This window comes from Streptomyces sp. CA-250714 (assembly GCF_050936705.1).
In the GTDB taxonomy this organism is placed as follows: domain Bacteria; phylum Actinomycetota; class Actinomycetes; order Streptomycetales; family Streptomycetaceae; genus Streptomyces.
The window spans coordinates 3,319,871-3,341,318 of record NZ_JBNJMI010000002.1; the positions used below are offsets into that span (position 1 = coordinate 3,319,871).

Sequence of the window (21,448 nt, forward strand, 5' to 3'; positions counted from 1 at the left end):
GGTTCGTCCGGACACCCGGCGTCGCGACCCGCATTCGAAGGCAGGTGCGGGCCGAATTCAAAGGCTTCGTAGAGAGGCTGGTACCTGAGCTGACGTAATTGCCATGAACAAGGCAGACTGACCTCTGCGGGGAACGGAGGAGTGCGGAGCTGCAGGGGAGCACACCAATGGGCGCCGGGGACCATACGCGAGTCGGAACGGAGCACCAGGAGCACCAGCTTCGCTTCGCTGTGCTCGGTCCCGTCCGCGCCTGGCGTGGCAACCAGCCGATCGGCATGGGCTCGCCCCAGCAGAAAGCCCTGCTCGCGGCGCTGCTGCTGCGTGGCGGGCACACCGCAACCGCCGAGGAACTGATCGACAACATCTGGGGCGAGGAGCCGCCCGAGCAGGCCAAGGCGGCGCTGCGCACCTACGCCTCCCGCATCCGCAAGGCTCTCGGCGCCGATGCCGAGCTGCTGGTCAGCGAGTCGGGTGGCTACGCCATACGTACCGGAACCGAGGCCGCCCTTGACGTAGAAACTGCACACGAGCTGGCCGTACGCGCCGAGAAGGCCGCCTCGGGCGGCGACCGCGCCCAGGCCCGCGAGCTGTACGGCGCGGCCCTCGCCCACTGGGACGGCGAACCACTGGCCCACCTTCCCGGGCCGTTCGCCGAACAGCAGCGCGTCCGGCTGGAGGAGTGGCGGCTGAGCCTGCTGGAGCTGCGGCTCGATCTCGACCTCCAGGTCGGCTGCCACGCCGAGACCGTCAGCGAACTGACGGCGCTGACTGCGGCGCACCCGCTGCGCGAGCGCCTCCGCGAGCTGCTGATGCTCGCCCTCTACCGCAGCGGACGGCAGGCCGAGGCGCTGGCCGTCTACGCCGACACCCGGCGGCTGCTGGCCGAGGAACTCGGCGTCGACCCCCGCCCCGAGCTGACCGAGCTCCGGCAGCGCATCCTGGAGGCCGACGACGAGCTGGCCCACCAGAACGACACCCGCTCGCCCTCCGCGGCCACCACCGTCACCAAGCCCGCACAGCTGCCCGCGACCGTGGCCGACTTCACGGGGCGCGCGTCCTTCGTCGCCGAACTCGGCGACCAGCTCGCCCAGGCCGAGGGCACGGTGATGGCCGTCTCAGCCGTCGCCGGCATCGGCGGCGTCGGCAAGACGACGCTTGCCATCCATGTCGCACACGCCGCCGCCGACCGCTTCCCCGACGGCCAGCTCTACGTGGACCTGCAGGGCGCCGGGGCCTCCCCCGCCGACCCCGAAGCGGTCCTCGGCTCGTTCCTGCGCGCGCTGGGCGTCGCCGACTCCGACATCCCCGGCGGCGTCCAGGACCGCGCCGCGCTGTACCGCTCGCTGCTGGCGGGCCGCCGCGTGCTGGCACTGCTGGACAACGCGCGGGACGCCGCACAGGTGCGGCCGCTGCTGCCCGGTACGTCGGGCTGCGCGGCCCTGGTCACCAGCCGGGTACGGATGGTCGACCTGGCCGGGGCGCATCTGGTGGACCTCGATGTGATGAGCCCCGAAGAGGCCATCGCCCTGTTTACCCGCATTGTGGGCGAGGAGCGGGTGCTCTCGGAGCGTGAGGCCGCCATGGACGTGGTGGCCGCCTGCGGGTTCCTGCCGCTGGCCATCCGGATCGCGGCCGCCCGGCTCTCGGCCCGCCGCACCTGGACGGTCTCCACACTCGCCGCCAAGCTCGGTGACGAACGGCGCCGGCTGGACGAGCTCCAGGCCGGCGACCAGGCGGTCAAGGCCACCTTCGAACTCGGCTACGGCCAGCTCGACCGCGAACAGGCCCGCGCCTTCCGCCTGCTGGGCCTCGCCGAGGGTCCGGACATCTCGCTGGACGCCGCCGCGGCACTGCTGGACCGCACCCCGGAGGACACCGAGGACGTACTGGAGTCGCTGGTCGACACCTCCCTCCTGGAGTCCGCCGCACCCCGCCGCTACCGCTTCCACGACCTGGTGCGCCTCTTCGCCCGGGCCTGCGCGGAACGCGACGAGCAGCCCCCGAGCGAGTGCGAGGCCGCCTTGGGGCGGCTGCTGGACTTCTACTTGGCGACGGCGCGGAACTACTACGTGTTGGAGCGTCCAGCCGAAAAGCTCGTCGACCATCTGGAGGTCACCGCGCAGGACGGCCTCCAATTCCCCGACCACGGTGCGGCGATCGAATGGCTCTTCGCCGAATCGGACTGCTTCCTCGCCTGCGCCGCTCAGATGGCCACAGGGGCGACGCTGCGCCGGGCGGTGGACCTGCTGATGGCCACGAGCGCCCTGGCGGAGGCGGGCAGTTACGGGCGGCAGTACGAGCAGGGTGCCACCGCGCTCAAGCGGGCGGCGCAGGAGGCGGGTGACGCGCACGCGGAGGCGCGGGCCCGTTCGGTCCTCACCGGCATGCACCTGGCAACGGGGCGCTTCGACGAGGCGGACAAGGAAGCCGAGCAGGCGGAACGGCTGGCCGAGCAGGCGGACGACCCCATCTCCTGGTCCTACGCACTCAACGACCGCGGCCTGGTGGCCAACTACCAAACCCGCCCCCTGGAGGCCGAGCGCTTCCTGAGCAGTGCACTGGAAGCCTTCCGCTCGTACGGCAACCGGCCCGCCGAGGCCAGCGCGCTGTGCAACCTTTCGCGAGTCCACACCGAGCTGGGCAAGACCGAGACCGCCATCTCACTCGCGGAGCAGGCGCTCGCCATCCATGACCACTTGAGCGTCTCCATGCGCCGGGCGACGACGCTGTACGCGCTCGGTATCGCCCTCACCACCGCGCAACGGCTGCCGGAGGCCGAGCAGCGCTTCCGGGAGGCCCTGGGCATCTTCCAGCAGAGCCGGCAGCGGCTGTGGGAGGGGATGGCGTACTTCCGGCTCGGCGAGGTGCAGCTGGCGGCTCACCGCCCGGCGCAGGCAGCCGAGTTGGCCGAACAGGCCATGTCGATCCTCCGCAACGTCGGTGGCCCGTGGCGCCGGGCCAACGCGCTGACGCTGCTGGGACGTGCGCTGGAGGCGTTCGGGCACGACCGTCGCGCACAGGCGTGCTGGCGCGAGGCTCTGGAGCAGTACGAGAGCCTGGGCACCCCCGAGGCGGCGACCGTACGCGAGCTGCTGGGCGAGGCAGCCCCGGTCTAGGTCAGTCGCGCAACGCCTTCACCAACGAGACGTTCATCGATCGTTTATCGCCTCCCGGCATGCTTTAAGCAGTCGATCCGGCGCCTCGGGGGGCAGGCGGATCGAACAGGGGGAACCGACCAACCCCCCGATAGGGTGAACGGCCCTGACCCGTCCGCCCGGCGGCCCACGGGGGAGTCGCTGGGCGGGCATCTGCCCACAACCCAAGAGGGGAAAGCCACCATGAGCGACCACGAAGAGAAGGTCACGCCCGAGAGCGGCGAAATGACCACCAAGGAGCGCAACCAGACCATCAAGCGGAAGAAGACCGCAGAGGGCGGCTCCGGTCAGATGAGCACCACTGAACGCAACCAGACCATCAAGCCCGCCAACTGAGGCTCGCTCTCCGGGGGACGCAGGGGGTTCGGGGGAGACCCCCCGGAGAGCGCACGACCATCAAGCGGGGGCTGCCCACCCGGAGGGGGACCAGGCGGGCTGTCCCACGGGGGAAATGCGAGGGTCGCGGCCGACGACACGGAGGGGGAGTCGTCGGCTGCGGCCCTCGACGCATGCGCGCTCGTTTCCCGGAGCGCCGCAGCGTCAAAGAAATGAGTAGAACGCCCATTCGTTCCCGGAGGTGCTCCCCATGACCCGCCCCAAGAAGATTCTCGCCGTTTGCGCCCTCGCCTTCGCCGCCGCAGGTGCGTCGACCGCCCCGGCACTGGCGGGCGATCACTCGTCGGCCGGCACCGACGACCGCGTGCAGACCATCTCCATTCTGGAGCGCAACACCACGATACTGCCGGCCACTACCGGCGCACCCACCCTCAACACCGGCTCCGCAACCGCGTCTTGATGACCTTTCCGCTCGCATTACGGGGCAGCTCCGCGACGAACTCGACCTCGCGGGGGACCTTGTAGTTGGCCATTTCCCGGCGGGACCAGGCGATCAGATCGTCGGCGGTGACCGTCGCGCCGGGATGGCGTACGGCGAAGGCCTTGGCGACCTCGCCCAGCCGGGGGTCGGGGATGCCGATGACTGCGGCCTCGGCGATGTCGGGGTGGCGGGCGAGGAGTTGCTCGATCTCGGCGGGATAGGCGTTGAACCCGCCGACGATGAACATGTCCTTGATCCGGTCGGTGATACGCAGATTGCCGTCGGCGTCCAGGACGCCGACATCGCCGGTGCGCAGCCAGCCGTCCGGGGTGAGGACCTCGGCCGTCTCGTGCGGCTCCTCGAAGTAGCCGGACATCACGTGGTAGCCGCGCACCAGCACCTCGCCGGGTGTGCCGGGCGGCTGCTCAGCACCGGAGGGGGCCACAACCTTCACCTCCGTATCCGGTATGGCCCGCCCCGAGGTCCCGGCGACGACCTCGGGCGGGTCGCCGCGCCGGCACATGGTCACGGTGCCGGACGCCTCGGTCAGCCCGTAGGCGGTCAGTACGGTGCCGACCTTGAGCTCGGCACGCAGCCGCTCGACCAGTTGCAGCGGTACGACGGCCGCGCCGGTGACCACCAGGCGGAGTGCCGACAGATCGTGCTTGTGGCGGGCCGGGTGGTCGAGCAGCGACTGGTGCAGCGTCGGCGGCCCGGGCAGCACGCTGACCCGCTCGGTGGCGATATGCGCCAGTGCCGTCTCCACGCTGAAGACCGGCTGCGGAATCATCGTCGCACCGCGCAGCAGACAGGCGATGATGCCCGCCTTGTAACCGAAGGTGTGGAAGAACGGGTTGACGATCAGATAGCGGTCGCCCTCCGTCAGTCCAGCCAGCTCGCTCCAGCAGTCGTAGACCCGCAGCGTCTGCTCATGGGTGATGACGACGCCCTTGGGGTGCCCGGTGGTGCCCGAGGTGAAGGTGATGTCGGACGGCGAGCTGGGACTGACCTGCTCCGCGCGCTCCCGGACCGCACTGCGGGGCACCGTGGCACCGCCGGCCAGGAACTCCCCCCAGGTGCGGAAGTTCTCCGGCGCGTCCTGGGCCAGCACCACGACCTCGCGCAGGTGCGGCAACCCCGGCAGCGGGCCCGCGCCCAGCCCCTCGGCGGTCGCACGGCGCAGCGAGGCGACGTACGAGGTGCCCAGGAACGTGCCGGTGACGAACAGCAGCCGGGCGCGGGTCCTCTCCAGCACATAGGCGGCCTCGGCGCCCTTGAAGCGGGTGTTGAGCGGTACGAGGACGCCGCCCGCGGTGACGGCACCCAGCGCGGCGACGATCCACTCCAGCGTGTTGGGCGCCCAGACGGCCACCCGGTCGCCCGGCTCGAGACCTCGGGCCAGACAGCCGACGGCGGCCTGCTCGATCCGCTCCCCCAGCTCCTCGTACGTGATCCGGGTGCGCCCCTCGACGACGGCCTCGCGCGGCCCGTACCGCTCGGCGGCGGCCCGCACCAGTTGGGGAACGGTCCGCGGGATGCTCCGCGAGGGGGTCCGCTGGGCGGTCCCGTACGCGGGCGAGGAGTCCGTACCGCTCACCGTGCGCCTCCCTTTGCCGGGCCGATGGGCGTCACTGGCTGACGCCGGACACCTGACACACCGTCAGGTTAGCGGTAGCCTCCCGCACTGTCAGCACCGGAGCACGCCCAGAGCACGTCCGGGAGGACGCCATGAAGGACGCCACGGCGATCGTCGGCATAGGCCAGACGCCGTTCGCCAAACGGCTCCCCGAATCCGAGAAGGCGCTCGCCTGTCGCGCGATCCTGCGGGCACTGGACGACGCGGGGATCGCGCCCGCCGAGGTGGACGGTTTCGCCTCGTACACGATGGAGGAGACCGACGAGGTCGAGGTGGCCAAGTCGATCGGCGCGGGCGATGTGACGTTCTTCTCCAAGGTCGGCTACGGCGGCGGCGGTTCCTGTGCGACTGTCGCGCACCTGGCCGCCGCGATCGCCACCGGACAGGCCACCGTCGGTGTCGCCTGGCGCTCCCGCAAGCGCGGCTCCGGCGGCCGGCCCTGGCGCAACACCACCGTGCAACTGCCCACCCCCGCACAGTGGACGCGCCCCTTCGGACTGCTACGCCCCGCCGACGAGATCGGCATGCTCACCCGGCGCTATATGCACGAGTACGGCGCCACCCGCGACCACCTGTTCAACGTCGCACTGGCGTGCCGTAACCGCGCCAACCAGAACCCCGCCGCGATGATGTACGAGCGGCCGCTGACCCGCGAGATGTACATGACCTCCCGCTGGATCAGCGAACCGCTGTGCCTGTTCGACAACTGTCTGGAGACCGACGGCGCACTGGCGTGCGTCCTCGTCTCCGCCGACCGGGCGCGCGACTGCCGCAGCAAGCCCGTCTATGTGCACTCCGTCGCACAGGGCCTGCCCGCGCAGCACCACGGAATGGTCAACTACTGGACCGAGGACCCGCTGCGCGGCCCCGCCTGGACGGCGGCGCAACAGCTTTGGAAGCACGCCGATCTGTGTCCACAGGATGTGGATGTCGCCCAGATCTACGACGCCTTCACCGCGCTCGTCCCGCTCTCCCTGGAGGGGTACGGCTTCTGCGGGCGCGGCGAGGGCGCGGCCTTCACCGAGGGCGGCGCGCTGGAGATCGGCGGGCGGCTGCCGCTCAACACCTCCGGGGGCGGGCTCAGCGAGGCGTACGTACACGGTTTCAACCTGATCACCGAGGGAGTCCGCCAGCTGCGCGGCACCTCCACCGCCCAGGTGCCCGACGCCGCCACCTGCCTGGTGACGGCGGGCGAGGGCGTGCCCACCTCCGCGCTGCTGCTGAGGAGTTGAGAGCCATGACCACCGAGTCGAAGGAAACCGGGATGCTGCTGCCGGTGCCCGATGACGACGGAGCCCCCTTCTGGTCGTACGCCGCCGAGGGCGAACTGCGCGTACAGGCGTGCGCCGGCTGCGGGGTGCGTCGCTTCCCCCCGCGGCCGTGCTGTCCGCACTGCCGGTCGTTCGAGTGCGAGTGGCAGCGGATGAGCGGGCGCGGACGTATCTGGTCCTATGTGGTGGCCCATCCGCCACTGCTCCCCGGCTACGCCGAAGCAGCCCCCTACAACGTCCTGGTGGTCGAGCTGGCCGACGACCCGTCGATCCGGCTGGTGGGCAACCTGGTCGCCGCACCGGACGCCCCACTGGGCTCGGTGGCCGCCGACAAGCTGCGCATAGGAGCACCGGTACGGGCCGTCTTCCGGCAGGTCGGCGAGGGCGAACAGCGCACAACAGTGCCCCGCTGGGTGCTGGAGCGCCCATGACCATCCGGATCGAGCGGCAGGACGGCGTCGCGACAGTGACACTGGACCGGCCGGAGAAGCACAACGCGCTCGACCTGGCCGACGCGCAGGCCCTCGCCGCCGTCTGGCGAGGTCTGCGTACCGACCGTTCAGTACGTGCGGCAGTGGTCACCGGGGCGGGCGGCCGGGCCTTCTGTACGGGCATTGACCGGGCCGCGGTCGCGGAGGAGGGCTCCGTCCCGCAGCCGCACGCGCCCTTCGCCATCGAGGATCCGTTGCTTTCTATCGGCCCGAAGAGCAACGACCTGTGGATCCCCGTCATCGCCGCCGTCGAGGGCATGGCCTGCGGCGGTGCGTTCTATCTGCTGAGCGAGGTTGAGTTCCTCGTCGCCACCGAGGAGTCCGCCTTCTTCGATCCACACACCAGCTACGGCATGGTCAGCGCCTACGAGGCAATGGGGATGGCGCAGCGGATGCCGTTCGGCGAAGTCGCACGCATGTCCCTGATGGGAGCCGCCGAAAGGATCTCGGGCCGCCGCGCCTACGAGACGGGCCTGGTCTCCGAACTCACCCCCGCAGGCGGCGCCCTGGACGCCGCCCTGCACTGCGCCCGCACCCTGGCCTCCTATCCGCCCGGCCCCGTACAAGGCACAGTCCGCGCCCTATGGGCCACCAAAGAAGCCGCCCGCACCCAAGCCATGACCCTGGCCCCACCCCTGATCACCCTCGGCAACCTGCCACCGGAACAACAGACGGAGCTCTTCCGAGCGCGGGGCACCCCGTTCCGCACCCGGTAACCACGCGGAGCGCGCCCCTCCCCCGCACAACTTTCCCGCCGACGCGGCGGTCAGCCACAGCGGCGAGGGTCCGGCGGAATTGTCGATGCCCCAACCACCGCGTCCGGCCTACCGAACGGACGTGACCTCGCACTGGGTGACCTTCCGCACCACCTCAGGGCGCTCCATCGGCACCTCGACCGAACTGCTGCGGCCGGCCCGCACAGTGGCAATCGCGGAGCCCGTGTCGACGACTGCGCCGTCCGCGTCGCGGAAGGTGACGTCGACGGTGAAGGTGCCGGTCCGGCCGCCGGAGTTGCGGACCCGGACGGTGGCACCGGGCTCGTTCTTGCCCCTCAGCTTCTTGCCCTTGGCCGCGGCACACTCGGTGACCGTGCCGGACCCGCTGGCCTGGCTGCGGCCGGAGCCGCCGGTGGTGGTGCTGGAGGTGCTGCCGGAGGTGGAGTCGTTGTCGTAGCGGCTGGAGCTGTGGCTGTTGGACTTCTCGCTGCTGCACCCACCGCCACCGTCCCCGCCACTGCTGCGGCTCTTGCCGCCGCCCCCGCTCGACGAACGGGCCGGGCTGAAACCGCTCAGCGCCACCAGCACGATGGCGACGGCGGCGAGCAGCTTGAGGTGACGCATCCGCTTCATAAGACTCCCCCGATGAGTACAGGTGCCGCGACGCAGGCGCCGGAGCCGACGCCCCGGGCGGCGCTTGTCGCGTGCAGTACAACTCTTGTCACCGGCCCAAGACGCCCGCAGTGGCGAGGGGGTTCCCGGCGGCGTAGCGTCGATTGCGGATCACGCACCCGTGCGGCGCCGGGCGTGGCGCCGGAAAGCGAGGCGAGACCATGATCCGGAATCTGCTCGGGTCGCTGCTCGCCCTCATCGGAGCGGCGGCCGCCGTATACAGCCCCTTCCGACCGTGGTACGACGGCCGCCTCGGGCGTGATTTCCGCCTCGACGAGCTCTTCCAGGGCGGAGGTATCACCGGCGCCGACGCGGCCCTGCTCACTGGGATGTTCGTGCTGATGGTGGTCGCGGCGGCGGTGGCCGTACTCGGCGTACTGCTGCAATCACGGCTGACCGTGGTGTCCGCGGGCGTGCTGTGCCTGGGGTTCACCATCCTGTGGATGGTGCGGCAGGGCCAGGCCGCCGGCAGTCTCTCCGCCGGCAACACCGGAGGGCTCGCCTCGGGTGCCTGGCTCGCGCTCGGCGGGGCGTTCCTGCTGCTGCTCGCCGGCGCCGTGCTGCCGGGCCGCCGTGCCATGGCCCGGCGGCGCGTCGCGGAGCCAGGCGCCGCGGGTGCGGCTGCCGCGGGGGCGGGCGTGGGAGGGGGCGCCGTTGCCGGAGGGCCCTTCCGCGGGGAGCCGGGCTGGGACGAGGACACACTGGAGCAGCCGTACGCGGGTCCCCCGCCGCCGCAACAGCCGTACCCGGAGCAGCAGCCGTATCCGGGGCAGCCCGGGATGCGTGGGGCGCCCCCGCAGGAGCCGTACCCGCCTGGACCGCCGCCCCCCGAACCCGGGGCCCCGCCACCGGGACAGCCGTTCAAGGGGCCGGAACAGCAGTACGCACGGCCGCAGGCCGCCCCCGAGGAACGCGAACCGTACGAGCCGCAGCCCGGCACCCAGGGAGCGCCGCTGGACGAGCCGTACGAACCGCGCCCCGAGGCCGAAGGCGCACCACGCCCCGAGGCCGAGGGCGAACCGCGCCCGGAAGCCGAGGGCGAACCGCCCGACAACACCCGCCGGTTCCCCACTGCGCCGCCTCCCCCTGAGGAGCAGCGCCCCGAGGACGAGGACACCTGGCCGCACCGCGGGCGCGACGCGGCCTGACCGCGGGCAGCGGCCGCCACCGCCCCGAGCGGCGGCGGGCCCGGCGCGGGCTCAGCCGGAGTGCCGGGCCTGGCCGGTGCCTTTCGTCGCGTCCAACGCGTAGACGCAACGGTCCTTGCTGCACGCGTAGACCACGCCCCCGACGGCCACCGGCGAGCCGGTGATCTCCCCGCCGGTGGCCAGTTTCCAGCGCAGCTGGCCGCCCACCGCGTCCACGGTGTACAGGCAGTGGTCGGCCGAACCGAAGTGGACCCGGCCGTCCGCGACGACAGGTGCGCCCACCACATCGGCGCCCGTCGCGAAGCGCCAGCGGGGCGTTCCGCTGACCGCGTCGAGGGTGTACAGGGCACTGCCGCTGCCGAGATGCACCAGTCCGTCGGCGGTGACGACCGGTTCGGTCGAGTGCCGCGCCTCGGTGGCGATGCGCCAGCGGTCGTGGCCGTTGCCGGAGTCGAGCGCGTACACGGTGCCGAGGTAGTCGGCGAGGTAGACGCCCCCGCCCGTCACCCCGGGGCCCGGGACGAAGGCGGGCGGGCTCAGGAAGGCGGCCGGAGCGTCGAACCGCCACCGCTCCTGCCCCGTCGCGGCGTCCAGCGCGAACACCCGGGAGCCCGCGCACACATACACCGTCCCGTCCTCGGCGGGGGTCACCCGCACGGGAACACCGCCGGTGGCGGAGGCGTCGCCGACCGGGTACGTCCAGCGTTCGTCGCCGGTCCGCGCCTCCAGCACGTACAGCCGCCCGTCCGCCCAGGTGTAGACGGCGCCGTCGACGATGACGGGCCCCGCCTCGGGGGTCTCGAAGTCGGCCTGTGCGCCGGTCAGTTCCCATAGCTTCTCGCCGCTGGCGGCCTCCCACGCCTGTACGCCGCCGCCACGGGTGCCGGTGACCACGGTGCCCCGGTCGACCTGGAGCGAGTACACCCAGCCGTCGGTGGCCAGCCGCCAGCGCTCGGAGCCGTCGGTGGCATCGAGCGCGTACAGGCTGGGCCCGTCCGAGGCGTGCACCCGGCCGCCGGAGACCGCCATCGACCAGGCGACCTCGCGCGTCTTGAACTGCCTGCGCCCGCTTGCCACGTCCAGTGCGTGCACCTCGAACGACGTCACGTACACCAGGTCGTCGGCAACGACGGGCGAGCCCCACACATCGTTCGACATCCGGAACCGCCAGGGCCGCCAGCGCTGCGGCTCGCCGCCACCCGCTTGCCCGGGCCCCGCGGACGGCGACGGCGACGACGGCGACGGCGACCCGGTGGGCGGCTTCTGCAGCGGTGGTGCAGCGGGCGACGCGGCGGATGCCGGCTGCCCGGGTCCATGGTCGGAGGCCCCGGCATGCCGCGGCCCCGGAGCGCCGTACGGGCGGGCCAGCGGATGCGCGGCCGGCGCGGCATGAGCGGCCGCGGGGGACGCTGCGGGGGGTGCGGAGGCCGACGCGGCAGCCGACGCTCCCGGCGCTGCGGAGGGCGCGGGCTGCGGAGGCGGCTGCGTGTATGGCGGCGGGACGGAGGACTGCGGAGTGCCTTCCTGGCCCCCGCCAGGCGGGCGCACCCAGCCGGAGGTCCCGGCGGCCTCGGCCTCCCGGCCGGTCTCGTCCGGGCGCCGCGGGCCAGGACCGATCGGCACCTGTGCGCCGGGCAGCTGCACGGACTCCCCATCGGGGTTGCCCGGCTGGGACGCGGGCCGCGAGACGACGGGACCGGCGCCGCCGGAGCCCTGGCCGCCCGCCTCGGCGCCGCCGGAGCCGCCCGGGGCGCCGGAAGCACCGAGGGAGCTGCCGACAGCGCGCGGCCCCGGCGGGATGCCCTGGTCCCACTCGGCGACGGCAGCACCCGGTCCACCGGCAGCCCCGGCCGCGGCCCCGGAAGCCGCGGCTCCGGACGCCGCCTGAGCCTGGCCCGCTGCCGCGCGCCCTGCGGCCGGGGGCCCACCTGGCCCAACGGACCCCAGCGCCGAGCCACCCTCGCCAGCGCCAGCGCCACCGGCACCGGCACCGGCCGCCTCCGGGAAGCCGCCCGCGTTGCCGGAGGCGCCCGCGTTGCCGGAGGCACTCGCACCGTTCCCCGCGTCCTCGGCGCCCTCACCACCCGCCGGGGCGCCCGCAGCCGCCGCGGCAGCCGCGTTCTGCCGCCGCATCGCACGCCCGCCCCTGCGGCGCTCGATCAGCGAGACGGCCGTGGACGGCAGCCACGCCGACACGGTGCCGCTGTCGTCGCTGCCGGCGCCGAACAGATGCGGCGCCAGCTGTGCCTGGAGGTCGGCGGGCGTGGGCCGCTCCTCGGCGTTCATCCGCATACAGGACTCGATCAGCGGCCGCAGCTCGTCCGGCAGCCCTTCCAGATCGGGGCCCTCGCGCAGCAGCATGAAGACCGTCTCCACCGGGTTGGCCCCGTGGAACGGCGCATGACCGGTGGCGGCGAAGACCAGCGTCGAGGCGAGCGAGAACACATCGCTGGCCCCGGTGACGCTGCGGGAGTCCCGCGCCTGCTCGGGCGACATATAGGCGGGCGTACCGACGGCGACGTTGGTCATGGTCAGCCGGGTGTTGGAGACACCCGAGGCGATACCGAAGTCGATGACGCGGGGGCCGTCCTCGAGGACGAGCACATTGGACGGCTTGAGGTCGCGGTGCACCAGACCGGCCCCGTGGATGGACTGGAGCGCCTCGGCGACGCCCGCCGCCAGCCAGCGCACGGCCTGTACGGGCAGCGGTCCGCACTCGGTGACTATTTCCTCCAGGGAGGGTGCGGGCACATAGGCGGTGGCCAGCCACGGCACGGCGGCGCGGGGGTCCGCGTCCACGACGGCGGCGGTGTAGAAACCGCTGACTGCGCGGGCCGCCTCGACCTCTCGGGTGAAGCGCACCCGGAAGAGCTGGTCTTCGGCCAGCTCGGTGCGCACCGTCTTGATCGCGACCCGGCGGCCGGATGCCGAGCGTGCGAGGTAGACCAGCCCCATACCGCCGGAACCGAGACGGCCCAGCACCTCGAACGGGCCGATCCGCCGCGGATCGTGCTGTGTAAGCTGCTCCACCACTTGTCCTGCCACCTCCCCGTAGGGGCCGTAAACTCTGCCCGTTCCCGCCCCGTGCAGCCTCTCACTGCCGTGCCGGACCTGGCGGTCCGGACGCCGATTCTTCCTGGCGAACGCGTTGGTTGCGAACCCGGGGGCGGCACGTAAGTGTCTTCGTGGCCCGACATAGCCCGGGATGACCCGGAGAATCCGGCACGCCCCGTTGGCTGCGCATCACCCCAATTGCCCTCAACCCGGTCAGCAATCCGAGCACACCCCGTTTGCCCGCTGACGAATCGCGAGCCGATCACCCCTCGGTAAGCTGACGGCATGACAGGACAAGTGCGAACCGTCGACGGCCGGGTGGCCGGACGCCGCGGTCAGGCGACGCGGCAGAAGCTGCTCGACTGCCTCAGCGAGATGCTCAGCACGTCGCCCTACCGCGACGTCAAAGTCATCGACGTGGCACGGAGAGCGGGCACCTCTCCGGCGACCTTCTACCAGTACTTCCCCGATGTCGAGGGCGCCGTCCTGGAGATCGCGGAAGCCATGGCCAAGGAGGGTGCGGGCCTCACCGAACTGGTGGCCGGGCGCTCCTGGGCCGGCAAAGCGGGCAGGCAGACGGCCGAGGACCTGGTGGAGGGCTTTCTGACCTTCTGGCGCAAGAACGACGCGATCCTGCGCGTGGTCGATCTCGGCGCCGCGGAGGGCGACAAGCGGTTCTACAAGATCCGCATGAAGATCCTCAACTCGGTCAACAACTCCCTAGCCGATGCGATCAAGGACCTCCAGGCTCGGGGCCGGGTCGACAAGGACATCAACGCCGCGGCTGTCGCGGGCTCCCTGGTCGCCATGCTGGCCTCCGTGGCAGGCCACCAGAAGGGCTTCCAGACCTGGGGCGTCAAGCAGTCGGACCTGAAGCCGAGCCTCGCGCTGCTGGTCCACCTCGGCGTGACCGGCAAGAAGCCCGCCAAGTAGCCGACCGTCAGTCTCTTTCCCGGCGTCCGAGGCGGAAGATACGGATCTGCCGTTCGATCCGCGCCTGATAGACGGCGTACGGCGGCCAGAACCGCAGCAGTTCCCGCCACGCCTCCTCCCGCTCGTGCCCTTCCAACTGTCGTGCCCGTACGGGAATATCCCGTCCTCGGTAACTGATCCACGCCTCCGGGTTCCTGCGCAGATTGACGGTCCACGCAGGGTGGCCCGGCCTGCCGAAGTTGCTGCCCACCAGCAGCCAAGTCCCCCGCTCCTCCTCGGGCATGCACGCCAGTGGCGTACGCCGCTGCTGCCCGCTCCTCGCGCCCGTCGACGTCAGTACGACTCCGGGCAACAGCTGGTTGCTGAGCATCGTCCGCCCGCCCGACAGCCGGTGCACGACCCGGTCGAGAACGGGGATCACATACGGTGCGATGCGCGCGAAAGCCCTGGTGGACGAGATCTTCTGGACCAGCTTCACACCGCTCCTCCCAGCCATCAGACGGCGACCGCCTCTCGCTCTCCCTCAGCCGGCCCGAACAGCGCCGCGCGCTCCGCGGCACGCGCCCGCAGCCGGTGCACGGGACCGAACAGCAGCTCGTCGCCTGCCGCTCGTTTGAAGTACAGGTGCGCTTCGTGCTCCCAGGTGAAACCCACCCCGCCGTGCAGCTGCACCGTCTCGGCGGCGGCCGACCGCAACGCCTCCAGCCCCTGCGCGAGCGCCAGCCCGCCTGCCGTGGCGGCCTCCCCGTCGGACAGACCGGCCGGTCGGTCTGCTGCCCATGCCGCGTAGTACGCCGCCGAGCGCGCCGCCTGCACCTGTACGTACACATCCGCCAGCCGGTGCCGTACCGCCTGGAACGAGCCGATGGGCCGCCCGAACTGTTCCCGCACCTTGACGTACTCGACGGTCCGTGCCAGCGCGCCGTCCGCCGCTCCCACGGCCTCGGCGGCCAGCACGGCGGCAGCCCGCGGCCCGGCCGCCGCGAGTGCGGGGCAGATGTCGTCGCTGCTTTCGCCGAGCAACGTCGCACTCACGTCCCGTAGTTGCGTTCGCGCCACCGTGCGCGTCTCGTCCAGCGCGGTCTGCCGGGCGCGCACCAGGCCGCTCGCGCCCCCGTCAGCGCAGTCGACGAGGAACAGCAGCGTACGGCTGCGCGTGTAGCCGCCCGTGTGCGCGGCGACGAGCAGCAGCCCGGCGCTGTGGCCGCCGAGCACCTGGTCCGCCTCCCCGTACAGCCGCCACCCCTCCCCCGCGCCGCCTGTGCGGTACGACGCCTGCACGCCGCCCGCGCGCCCGCCGCCGGCCCAGCCGTGGCCGGAACCGGTGAGACCGAGCGCCGGGACCAGGGCGCTGCCCGGCACGGCGAGGGCGGCGGTCAGCTCACCGGAGGCGAGGCGCGGCAGCAGCAGGGCGCGCTGCTCCGGGGAGCCGAGCGCGTCAATGAGCGGGGCCACGAGCACGGCCGTGGGCAGCAGCGGCGAGGGCAGCAGGACGCGGCCCGCCTCCTCGAAGACGAGGGCGAGTTCGAGAGTGCCGCAGCCTGCCCCGCCGTACGTCTCGGGCAGTGCCAGCCCTGACAGGCCGAGCTGCCGCGCGAGGGTCTGCCACAGGGCGGTGTCATATCCCTCGGGGGTGCGCACGGCTGCCTTCACCACGTCGGGCCCACAGCGCCGCGCGAGCAGGTCCCGCACGGTACGCCGCATCTCGTCCTGCTCCTCGGTGAACGCGGTGTCCATCGGCAGCGCCCCCTCACGGGCTCGGCAAACTGACGGAGCGTCATATTACGGAGTACTGGTCGAGATGCCCAGAGTCGCGCACCCATGCCGCCCTCTGCCGCCGTCGACCGGAGCTGATGTACCGTCAGCTCCATGCCGGTTGCCTCGGGACCGCACCGCTCAGCTGAAAGCCACTCCACCTCTGGTCGCTCCGCCTCCGGTCGCTCCGAACGCCGCGTCGCGGTCGGCGGGGTCGCGCTGTGTGACGCCGGGAACGGCGAGGCGGCGAGTGCCGAAGCGGCGACACCGTACGCGCTGCACGCGCAGGCCGCCCGCCGTGCCCTGGCCGACGCGGGGCTCGACCGGTCCCGGGTGGACGGGCTCGCCTCGGCCGGACTGGGCACCCTGGCGCCGGTGGAGGTCGCCGAGTACCTGGGGCTGCGGCCCACCTGGGTGGACTCGACCTCCGTCGGCGGGGCCACCTGGGAGGTGATGGCAGCACACGCGGCCGATGCCATCGCACAGCGCCGTGCCGACGCCGTACTGCTCGTCTACGGCTCGACCCCCCGCGCCGACCTCAAGGCCGGCCGCCGCACCGCCAATCTGTCCTTCGGCACCCGCGGCCCTCTCCAGTTCGAGGCTCCGTACGGGCACACGCTCATCGCCAAGTACGCGATGGCCGCCCGCAGGCACATGCACCAGTACGGCACCACCCTCGAACAGCTCGCCCAGGTCGCCGTCCAGGCCCGCGCCAACGCCGCGGCCAACCCCGAAGCCCTCTACCGCGAACCGATCACGGTGGACGACGTACTGTCCGGGCCGCTGATCGCCGACCCGTTCACCAAACTGCACTGCTGCATCCGCTCGGACGGCGGCTGCGCCGTACTGCTCGTCGCCGAGGACCTGGTGCCGGACCTGGCCGGCCGGCCGGTGTGGATCCTCGGCTCGGGTACGGCGGTCTCCCATACGACGATGTCCGAGTGGGAGGACTTCACCGTCACCCCGGCCGCCGTCTCGGGACGTACGGCCTTCGCACGCGCCGGAGTCGAGCCGCACGACATCGATCTCGCCCAGATCTACGACGCCTTCACCTATATGACCCTTGTCACGCTGGAAGACCTCGGCTTCTGCGCCAAGGGCGAGGGCGGCGCGTTCGTCGAGGAGGGGCGACTGCTGCGGGACGGCGCACTGCCGGTGAACACCGACGGCGGCGGCCTGTCCGCCTGCCACCCGGGAATGCGCGGCCTGTTCCTCCTGGTCGAGGCGGTACGGCAGCTACGCGGCGAGGCCGGCGAGGGCCGGCAGGTGCGCCGACGCGACGGAACACTGCCCGAACTGGCCGTCGCCTCCGGGACAGGCGGCTGGTTCTGCTCGTCGGGAACGGTGGTGCTGGGACGCGCCCCGTAAGGGGCGCGGGGAACTGCTCCCCCAGCCTCCGCCGGGAGGTACCCCCAGCAACCACAACACACCCGCAGTCCGCAAGCGCCGGGCAGGGGCAACCCCCTACCGGCACCCCCCTACCGGGACAACGGAGCGGGCCGGGCAAGATCCGCCGGACACGCCTACAACCGCTGGTACATGATGTGCAGCCCCACATACCCGTGCTCCGGGTGCAAGAAGCCCTCCTCCAAGGTGGCGACGATCTCAAAGCCGAGCGACTTCCACAGCGCCACCGCACGGGTGTTGGCCTCCACGACGGCGTTGAACTGCATCGCCCGGTAGCCCTCCCGCTTCGCCCAGTCCAGCACATGCTCGCCCAGTGCCCGGCCGACGCCCTTGCCGCTGCTGTCCGGATCGACCATGAAACTCGCACTGGCGATGTGCGACGCACCGCCCATGTGGTTGGGGTTCATCTTGGCGGAGCCGAGCACGGTGCCGTTCTCGTCCACGGCCACGACGGTGCGGCCGGGCGGCTGGAGCATCCAGCTCTGCCGAGCGGTGGGCTCATCCATGTCGCGGGGATAGGTGTAGGTCTCTCCCGCCGCGACGATGCGCTGGAAGAAGGGCCAGACGGCCGGCCAGTCGGCTTCGGTGGCTTCTCGTATCTGCACGGGCCCAGCATGCGGCACATGATCCGTGTGCTGCCAGCGACCAAGAACTGTCCAGGGCGATCATGTGCCTCGCCAGGCCGCTCTCCTCGCCCGATCTACGCCTTGCAGGCGAGGAGCAGGACCTCTTCGAACTGCCGCCGGTCAGTGGGCTTCGGCTGGAGCACCGTACGGGCTTCCTCGGTCAATCCGTGGTCGCGCAGGAGCGCGGCGAGACGGTCGGGGGACCAGCGGTAGGCCGTTACCACCGCGTGATCGTAGGCCTGCGTCTCGTGGTGAGGGCCGTCGGTGGCGGAGAAGCCGATCAACAGATGCCCGCCGGGAGCCAGGACCCGGGCGATCTCGGCCAAGACGGCGGGCACGTCCTGCGGCGGCGTATGGATGACGGACCACCGCGAGAGCACCCCGCCCAGCACACCGTCCTCGATGTCCAGCGCGGCCATCGAGCCGACCTCGAACCGAAGTCCGGGGTACGCCTCGCGAGCGAGCTCGACCATCGCCGGGGAGGCGTCGACACCGAAGGCGTTCAGCCCCAGCCCGCTCAAGTGAGCTGTGATGTACCCCGGCCCACAGCCGAGGTCCGCGACCTCACCGCCACCATTGGCCTGCACCAGTTCCGCGAAGGCGCTCAGGTGGGCGCGCTCCAGCGGACGGTCGCGCAGGGAGTCGTGGAACATCTGCGCGTAGGTGGGTGCGATGGCGTCGTAGGACTCACGGGTGGCACGCAAGGTCTGGAGTTCGGTCACCCGGGAACGGTAGCGGGCGGAGGACACATGCGCTTCGGGAACGTTCGACGGAGGACATGTGCGGCCGATCACACGCTCCTCAGCCGGCTCCGATCGTGATCAGAGAGCCGGATCCGACGCCCCCACGATCGCCCGCAGCGCCGCAAGGTGCCCCCGGTAGGCATCCCGTCCTCGCCGGGTCAGGCGGAGCCACACACGCTGCCGGGTGTCACGGACGGCCTTGCGCTGCTCGACGTATCCGGCGTCCATCAGCACGGTCACGTGCTTGCTCAGCACGGAGGCGGAAACGTCGAGTTGCTGTTGCACCAGGCCGAACTCCGCCTCGCCCGCCGCGTCCAGCAGTGCGCAGATGCGCAGCCGGTTCGGGGCGTGGACGGTGGCGTCGAAACCCTCCATCAGTCCGTGGGTGTCGGCGCTCACGCGGTCTTCCGGTGCAGACGGACGAAGGCGAGGTGGAAGCCCACGGACACGGCGGCGCTGATCAGCGAGGCCGCGAACAGCCACACAGGCCACCCCGTGACGCGGAACGCGACCCCCGCCCCCACCAGCAGCACGGGCATGCCCACCATGAGCGGCACGGTGGCCCGCTTCGGCAGCACGTCCAACCGCAACGCCACCCCGGTCTTGTTCCGCCAAGCCTTGCCCGCGACGACGAACAGCGCCATATACACCGCGGTGATCGCCAGCATGATGCCCATCCAGGCCGGACGCGGCAGCAGCCAGTCCGAGTCGGCCGTGACGCCTCCGTAGGTGATCGGGAGTGCGGCGATGTAGAGCGTGAGCGTGATGAAGAACCAGTTCGGCCATGGCGTGGCCGACAGTGCGCCGGTGGAGGCCCGGATGTGCTCGGTGTCCGCCAGCGCGGAACGGGCCTGCTCGGGTGTCAGCCGTACCCCGTGAGTTTCCATGACGGAAAGAGTAGCGGCGAGTTTCCATTACGGAAAGGGGCGAGTATCCGGTATCGGGGCCGTGCTTGCCCCCTGCTCCCCCAAGCTCTTCGAGCAGGGGGCAGACTGCCAAGCACAGCAGGGGGACGCGCCCCGAAGGGGCGCGGGGAACTGCGCGACAAGCCACAACGCAGCCGCAGCCCGCGGACGACGGGCAGGGGCACCCCTCCCAGAACAACGGAGAGGGTCAATCGGCAAGACCCGCCGGGCAAGCCAGCCCTAGTTCCGGGCAGGCCGGAAGACCGGTACGGCCAACTGCTGGGCGCTCTCCGTGTCGTCCGCGTCGCCCACCGCCCGGAACGCGACACGGAGCTCCATCCCAACCCGCAGCGCCTCCGGCGCACAGTCCGTGATCTCCGTCATCATGCGCGGCCCTTCCGCGAGCTCCACCACGGCAGCAACGTACGGCACTCGCGTTCCGAACGGTGGCAGATCGTTACGGTGCACGACGGACCAGGTGTAGAGCGTGGCGTACCCGTCGGCCTCCTCCCAGACGACGTCCTCGCTCCAGCAGTGCGGACAGAACTCGCGCGGGTAGTGGTGCGCGAGACCGCAGCCTTGTGCACGGCAGCGGCGGAGCAGCAGTCGACCCTCGGCCGCCGCCTGCCAGTAGGGCGCGGTGAACGCGTCGATGTCCGGCAGATCGAACCGCTGCTGCGCCGCCTGTACTGCCTGTGCCACCTGTGCCGCCGTTCCGCTCACGGAGCCCCCTCACGCTGGTGCCGCCGCGCACCGGATGCCCGGTCGGCGGTCGGTCGGCCGTACCGGCCGGTCGGTCGGTCAGTAGGTCGGTCAGTCGGTCAGTGCCGAGCTGACGGTGAGTCAGTTCTAGGCGTTACCGCGTACGCCCGCAAGGGTGGGCGCCCAGCCCTAGGATTGTCGTCATGCCCACGTCCGAAAGCGGCACACCCGTCCACATTCTCGGGGCCGGACCCGTGGGCCTGGCCACAGCCGCGGCCCTGCGGGAGCGCGGCATCAGCGCGGTCGTACTGGAGCGGACCGACACCGTCGGCTCCTCCTGGCGCAACCACTACGACCGACTGCGCCTGCACACTGCCCGGACCCATTCATCCCTCCCCGGCCTGCCCCTTCCGCGCGCGTACGGGCGCTGGGTCGCCAGGGACGATGTCGTGCGGTACCTCGAGCAGTACGCGGCGCACCACCGGATCGAGGTGGCGACGGGCGTCGAGGTGCACAGGCTGGACCGTGCCGACGACGAGGAGGGCGCGGAGGCCCCCGAGGGCGCGCGCTGGGTGCTTCACGCCAACGGAGGGCGGCGGCTGACCGCACCCGCCGTCGTCGTCGCCACCGGCTACAACCACACGCCCTATCTGCCCTCCTGGCCCGGGCGCGACGACTTCACCGGCGAACTGCTGCACGCCTCCCGCTACCGCTCCCCCGCCCCCTTCGCAGGCCGCGACGTACTGGTGGTGGGCGCGGGCAACACCGGGACGGAGATCGCCGCGGACCTGACGGAGGGCGGGGCCGGGCGCGTCCGCCTCGCCGTACGGACGCCCCCGCACATCCTGCGCCGCTCCACCCTCGGCTGGCCCTCGCAGCGCAGCGCGATCCTGTGCCGGAGGCTGCCGGTGCGGCTGGTGGACCGGATGGCCGCGCAACTCACCAAGCTTTCCGTCCCCGACCTGACTTCCTACGGGCTGCCGCGCCCGGAGGCGGGCCTGTACACCCGGGCCCGCCAGGGCGCCATCCCAGTGCTGGACGCAGGGCTGGTGGACGCGGTGCGGCAGGGGAAGGTCGAGCCGGTGGCCGCCGTCGAATCCTTCGACGACGGCAAGGTGCTGCTGGCGGACGGGGACACGGTGACCCCCGAAGTCGTCATCGCCGCCACCGGATACCGGCGCGGCCTGGAGGACCTGGTCGGCCACCTTGGCGTCCTCGACCCCCGCGGCCTGCCCCGCGCACACGGCCGCCGCACCCACCCCGCCGCCCCCGCCCTCTACTTCACCGGCTTCTCCAACCCCCTCAGCGGCAACCTCCGCGAACTGTCCCTCGACGCCCGCCGCATCGCCAAGACACTGGCCCAAGCCACCCTGTGACCCACCGCCCCTCACCTCCCCTCTTCCCGCAGCCCCTCTCC

General features: G+C 71.8%; 20 protein-coding genes. 10 read left to right on the top strand and 10 right to left on the bottom strand.

What is annotated here, in order from left to right; translation table 11 throughout:
• Window positions 1-167 precede the first annotated feature (167 nt).
• The 3 genes from ACQEU8_RS33705 to ACQEU8_RS33715 all read left to right on the top strand — a co-directional run bounded on the left by ACQEU8_RS33705 (window position 168) and on the right by ACQEU8_RS33715 (window position 3,951).
• Window positions 168-3,116, top strand: a complete 2,949-nt coding sequence (locus ACQEU8_RS33705) for an AfsR/SARP family transcriptional regulator (protein ID WP_433107907.1) — start codon at window positions 168-170, stop codon at window positions 3,114-3,116.
• Between the two features lie 222 nt (window positions 3,117-3,338).
• Window positions 3,339-3,491 carry a hypothetical protein gene (locus ACQEU8_RS33710; protein WP_433107909.1) on the top strand — a complete coding sequence of 51 codons (153 nt, stop codon included), beginning with the start codon at window positions 3,339-3,341 and terminating at the stop codon, window positions 3,489-3,491.
• Between the two features lie 250 nt (window positions 3,492-3,741).
• Window positions 3,742-3,951, top strand: coding sequence for a hypothetical protein (locus tag ACQEU8_RS33715; RefSeq protein WP_433107911.1), 210 nt, complete (start codon window positions 3,742-3,744; stop codon window positions 3,949-3,951).
• Here the strand turns inward: ACQEU8_RS33715 and ACQEU8_RS33720 are convergent.
• On the bottom strand, window positions 3,923-5,509 hold the full coding sequence (locus ACQEU8_RS33720; protein ID WP_433108909.1) for a FadD3 family acyl-CoA ligase: 1,587 nt from the start codon (window positions 5,507-5,509) through the stop codon (window positions 3,923-3,925). The genes ACQEU8_RS33715 and ACQEU8_RS33720 overlap by 29 nt on opposite strands.
• A gap of 191 nt (window positions 5,510-5,700) precedes the next feature.
• On the opposite strand from ACQEU8_RS33720, the gene ACQEU8_RS33725 reads away from it, so the two are divergent.
• Genes ACQEU8_RS33725 through ACQEU8_RS33735 form a run of 3 tightly spaced genes read left to right on the top strand, consistent with a single transcriptional unit; the run spans window position 5,701 to window position 8,086 of the window.
• Window positions 5,701-6,840 (top strand): lipid-transfer protein, encoded by a 1,140-nt coding sequence (locus ACQEU8_RS33725; RefSeq protein ID WP_433107913.1) that lies wholly within the window; start codon window positions 5,701-5,703, stop codon window positions 6,838-6,840.
• 5 nt (window positions 6,841-6,845) lie between these two features.
• On the top strand, window positions 6,846-7,310 hold the full coding sequence (locus ACQEU8_RS33730) for a Zn-ribbon domain-containing OB-fold protein (protein WP_433107915.1): 465 nt from the start codon (window positions 6,846-6,848) through the stop codon (window positions 7,308-7,310).
• On the top strand, window positions 7,307-8,086 hold the full coding sequence (locus tag ACQEU8_RS33735; protein WP_433107917.1) for an enoyl-CoA hydratase/isomerase family protein: 780 nt from the start codon (window positions 7,307-7,309) through the stop codon (window positions 8,084-8,086). The genes ACQEU8_RS33730 and ACQEU8_RS33735 overlap by 4 nt, the downstream gene beginning before the upstream one ends.
• Before the next feature lie 108 nt (window positions 8,087-8,194).
• Here the strand turns inward: ACQEU8_RS33735 and ACQEU8_RS33740 are convergent, their stop codons facing one another.
• A complete protein-coding gene (locus ACQEU8_RS33740; RefSeq protein ID WP_433107919.1) occupies window positions 8,195-8,719 on the bottom strand; it encodes a hypothetical protein in 525 nt (174 codons plus the stop codon).
• Window positions 8,720-8,919: 200 nt separating this feature from the next.
• Here ACQEU8_RS33740 and ACQEU8_RS33745 point away from each other — a divergent pair, with 200 nt between their 5' ends.
• Window positions 8,920-9,906, top strand: coding sequence for a hypothetical protein (locus ACQEU8_RS33745; protein ID WP_433107921.1), 987 nt, complete (start codon window positions 8,920-8,922; stop codon window positions 9,904-9,906).
• 51 nt (window positions 9,907-9,957) lie between these two features.
• Here ACQEU8_RS33745 and ACQEU8_RS33750 read toward each other — a convergent pair whose 3' ends face one another.
• On the bottom strand, window positions 9,958-12,939 hold the full coding sequence (locus ACQEU8_RS33750; protein WP_433107923.1) for a PQQ-binding-like beta-propeller repeat protein: 2,982 nt from the start codon (window positions 12,937-12,939) through the stop codon (window positions 9,958-9,960).
• A gap of 306 nt (window positions 12,940-13,245) precedes the next feature.
• On the opposite strand from ACQEU8_RS33750, the gene ACQEU8_RS33755 reads away from it, so the two are divergent.
• Window positions 13,246-13,893, top strand: a complete 648-nt coding sequence (locus ACQEU8_RS33755; protein ID WP_433107925.1) for a TetR family transcriptional regulator — start codon at window positions 13,246-13,248, stop codon at window positions 13,891-13,893.
• 7 nt (window positions 13,894-13,900) lie between these two features.
• Here the strand turns inward: ACQEU8_RS33755 and ACQEU8_RS33760 are convergent, their stop codons facing one another.
• A complete protein-coding gene (locus tag ACQEU8_RS33760; RefSeq protein ID WP_433107927.1) occupies window positions 13,901-14,389 on the bottom strand; it encodes a nitroreductase/quinone reductase family protein in 489 nt (162 codons plus the stop codon).
• Window positions 14,389-15,630, bottom strand: a complete 1,242-nt coding sequence (locus ACQEU8_RS33765) for an acyl-CoA dehydrogenase family protein (RefSeq protein ID WP_433107929.1) — start codon at window positions 15,628-15,630, stop codon at window positions 14,389-14,391. Before ACQEU8_RS33765 ends, ACQEU8_RS33760 begins: the two co-directional genes overlap by 1 nt.
• Before the next feature lie 132 nt (window positions 15,631-15,762).
• On the opposite strand from ACQEU8_RS33765, the gene ACQEU8_RS33770 reads away from it, so the two are divergent.
• Window positions 15,763-17,016 (top strand): thiolase C-terminal domain-containing protein, encoded by a 1,254-nt coding sequence (locus ACQEU8_RS33770; protein WP_433107931.1) that lies wholly within the window; start codon window positions 15,763-15,765, stop codon window positions 17,014-17,016.
• Window positions 17,017-17,171: 155 nt separating this feature from the next.
• Here the strand turns inward: ACQEU8_RS33770 and ACQEU8_RS33775 are convergent, their stop codons facing one another.
• From ACQEU8_RS33775 to ACQEU8_RS33795, 5 genes are all read right to left on the bottom strand, one after another.
• Window positions 17,172-17,660: an N-acetyltransferase family protein gene (locus ACQEU8_RS33775; protein WP_433107933.1), complete on the bottom strand. Its 489-nt coding sequence runs from the start codon at window positions 17,658-17,660 to the stop codon at window positions 17,172-17,174.
• Window positions 17,661-17,755: 95 nt separating this feature from the next.
• A complete protein-coding gene (locus ACQEU8_RS33780) occupies window positions 17,756-18,403 on the bottom strand; it encodes a class I SAM-dependent DNA methyltransferase (protein WP_433107935.1) in 648 nt (215 codons plus the stop codon).
• Between the two features lie 99 nt (window positions 18,404-18,502).
• Entirely contained in the window at window positions 18,503-18,823 is a 321-nt protein-coding gene (locus tag ACQEU8_RS33785; RefSeq protein ID WP_433107937.1) for a transcriptional regulator, read from the bottom strand.
• Window positions 18,820-19,311 carry a hypothetical protein gene (locus ACQEU8_RS33790; protein ID WP_433107939.1) on the bottom strand — a complete coding sequence of 164 codons (492 nt, stop codon included), beginning with the start codon at window positions 19,309-19,311 and terminating at the stop codon, window positions 18,820-18,822. Before ACQEU8_RS33790 ends, ACQEU8_RS33785 begins: the two co-directional genes overlap by 4 nt.
• Window positions 19,312-19,569: 258 nt before the next feature.
• Window positions 19,570-20,052: a Zn-ribbon domain-containing OB-fold protein gene (locus ACQEU8_RS33795; RefSeq protein WP_433107941.1), complete on the bottom strand. Its 483-nt coding sequence runs from the start codon at window positions 20,050-20,052 to the stop codon at window positions 19,570-19,572.
• Between the two features lie 182 nt (window positions 20,053-20,234).
• Here ACQEU8_RS33795 and ACQEU8_RS33800 point away from each other — a divergent pair, with 182 nt between their 5' ends.
• Window positions 20,235-21,407: a flavin-containing monooxygenase gene (locus ACQEU8_RS33800; RefSeq protein WP_433107943.1), complete on the top strand. Its 1,173-nt coding sequence runs from the start codon at window positions 20,235-20,237 to the stop codon at window positions 21,405-21,407.
• Window positions 21,408-21,448 lie beyond the last annotated feature (41 nt).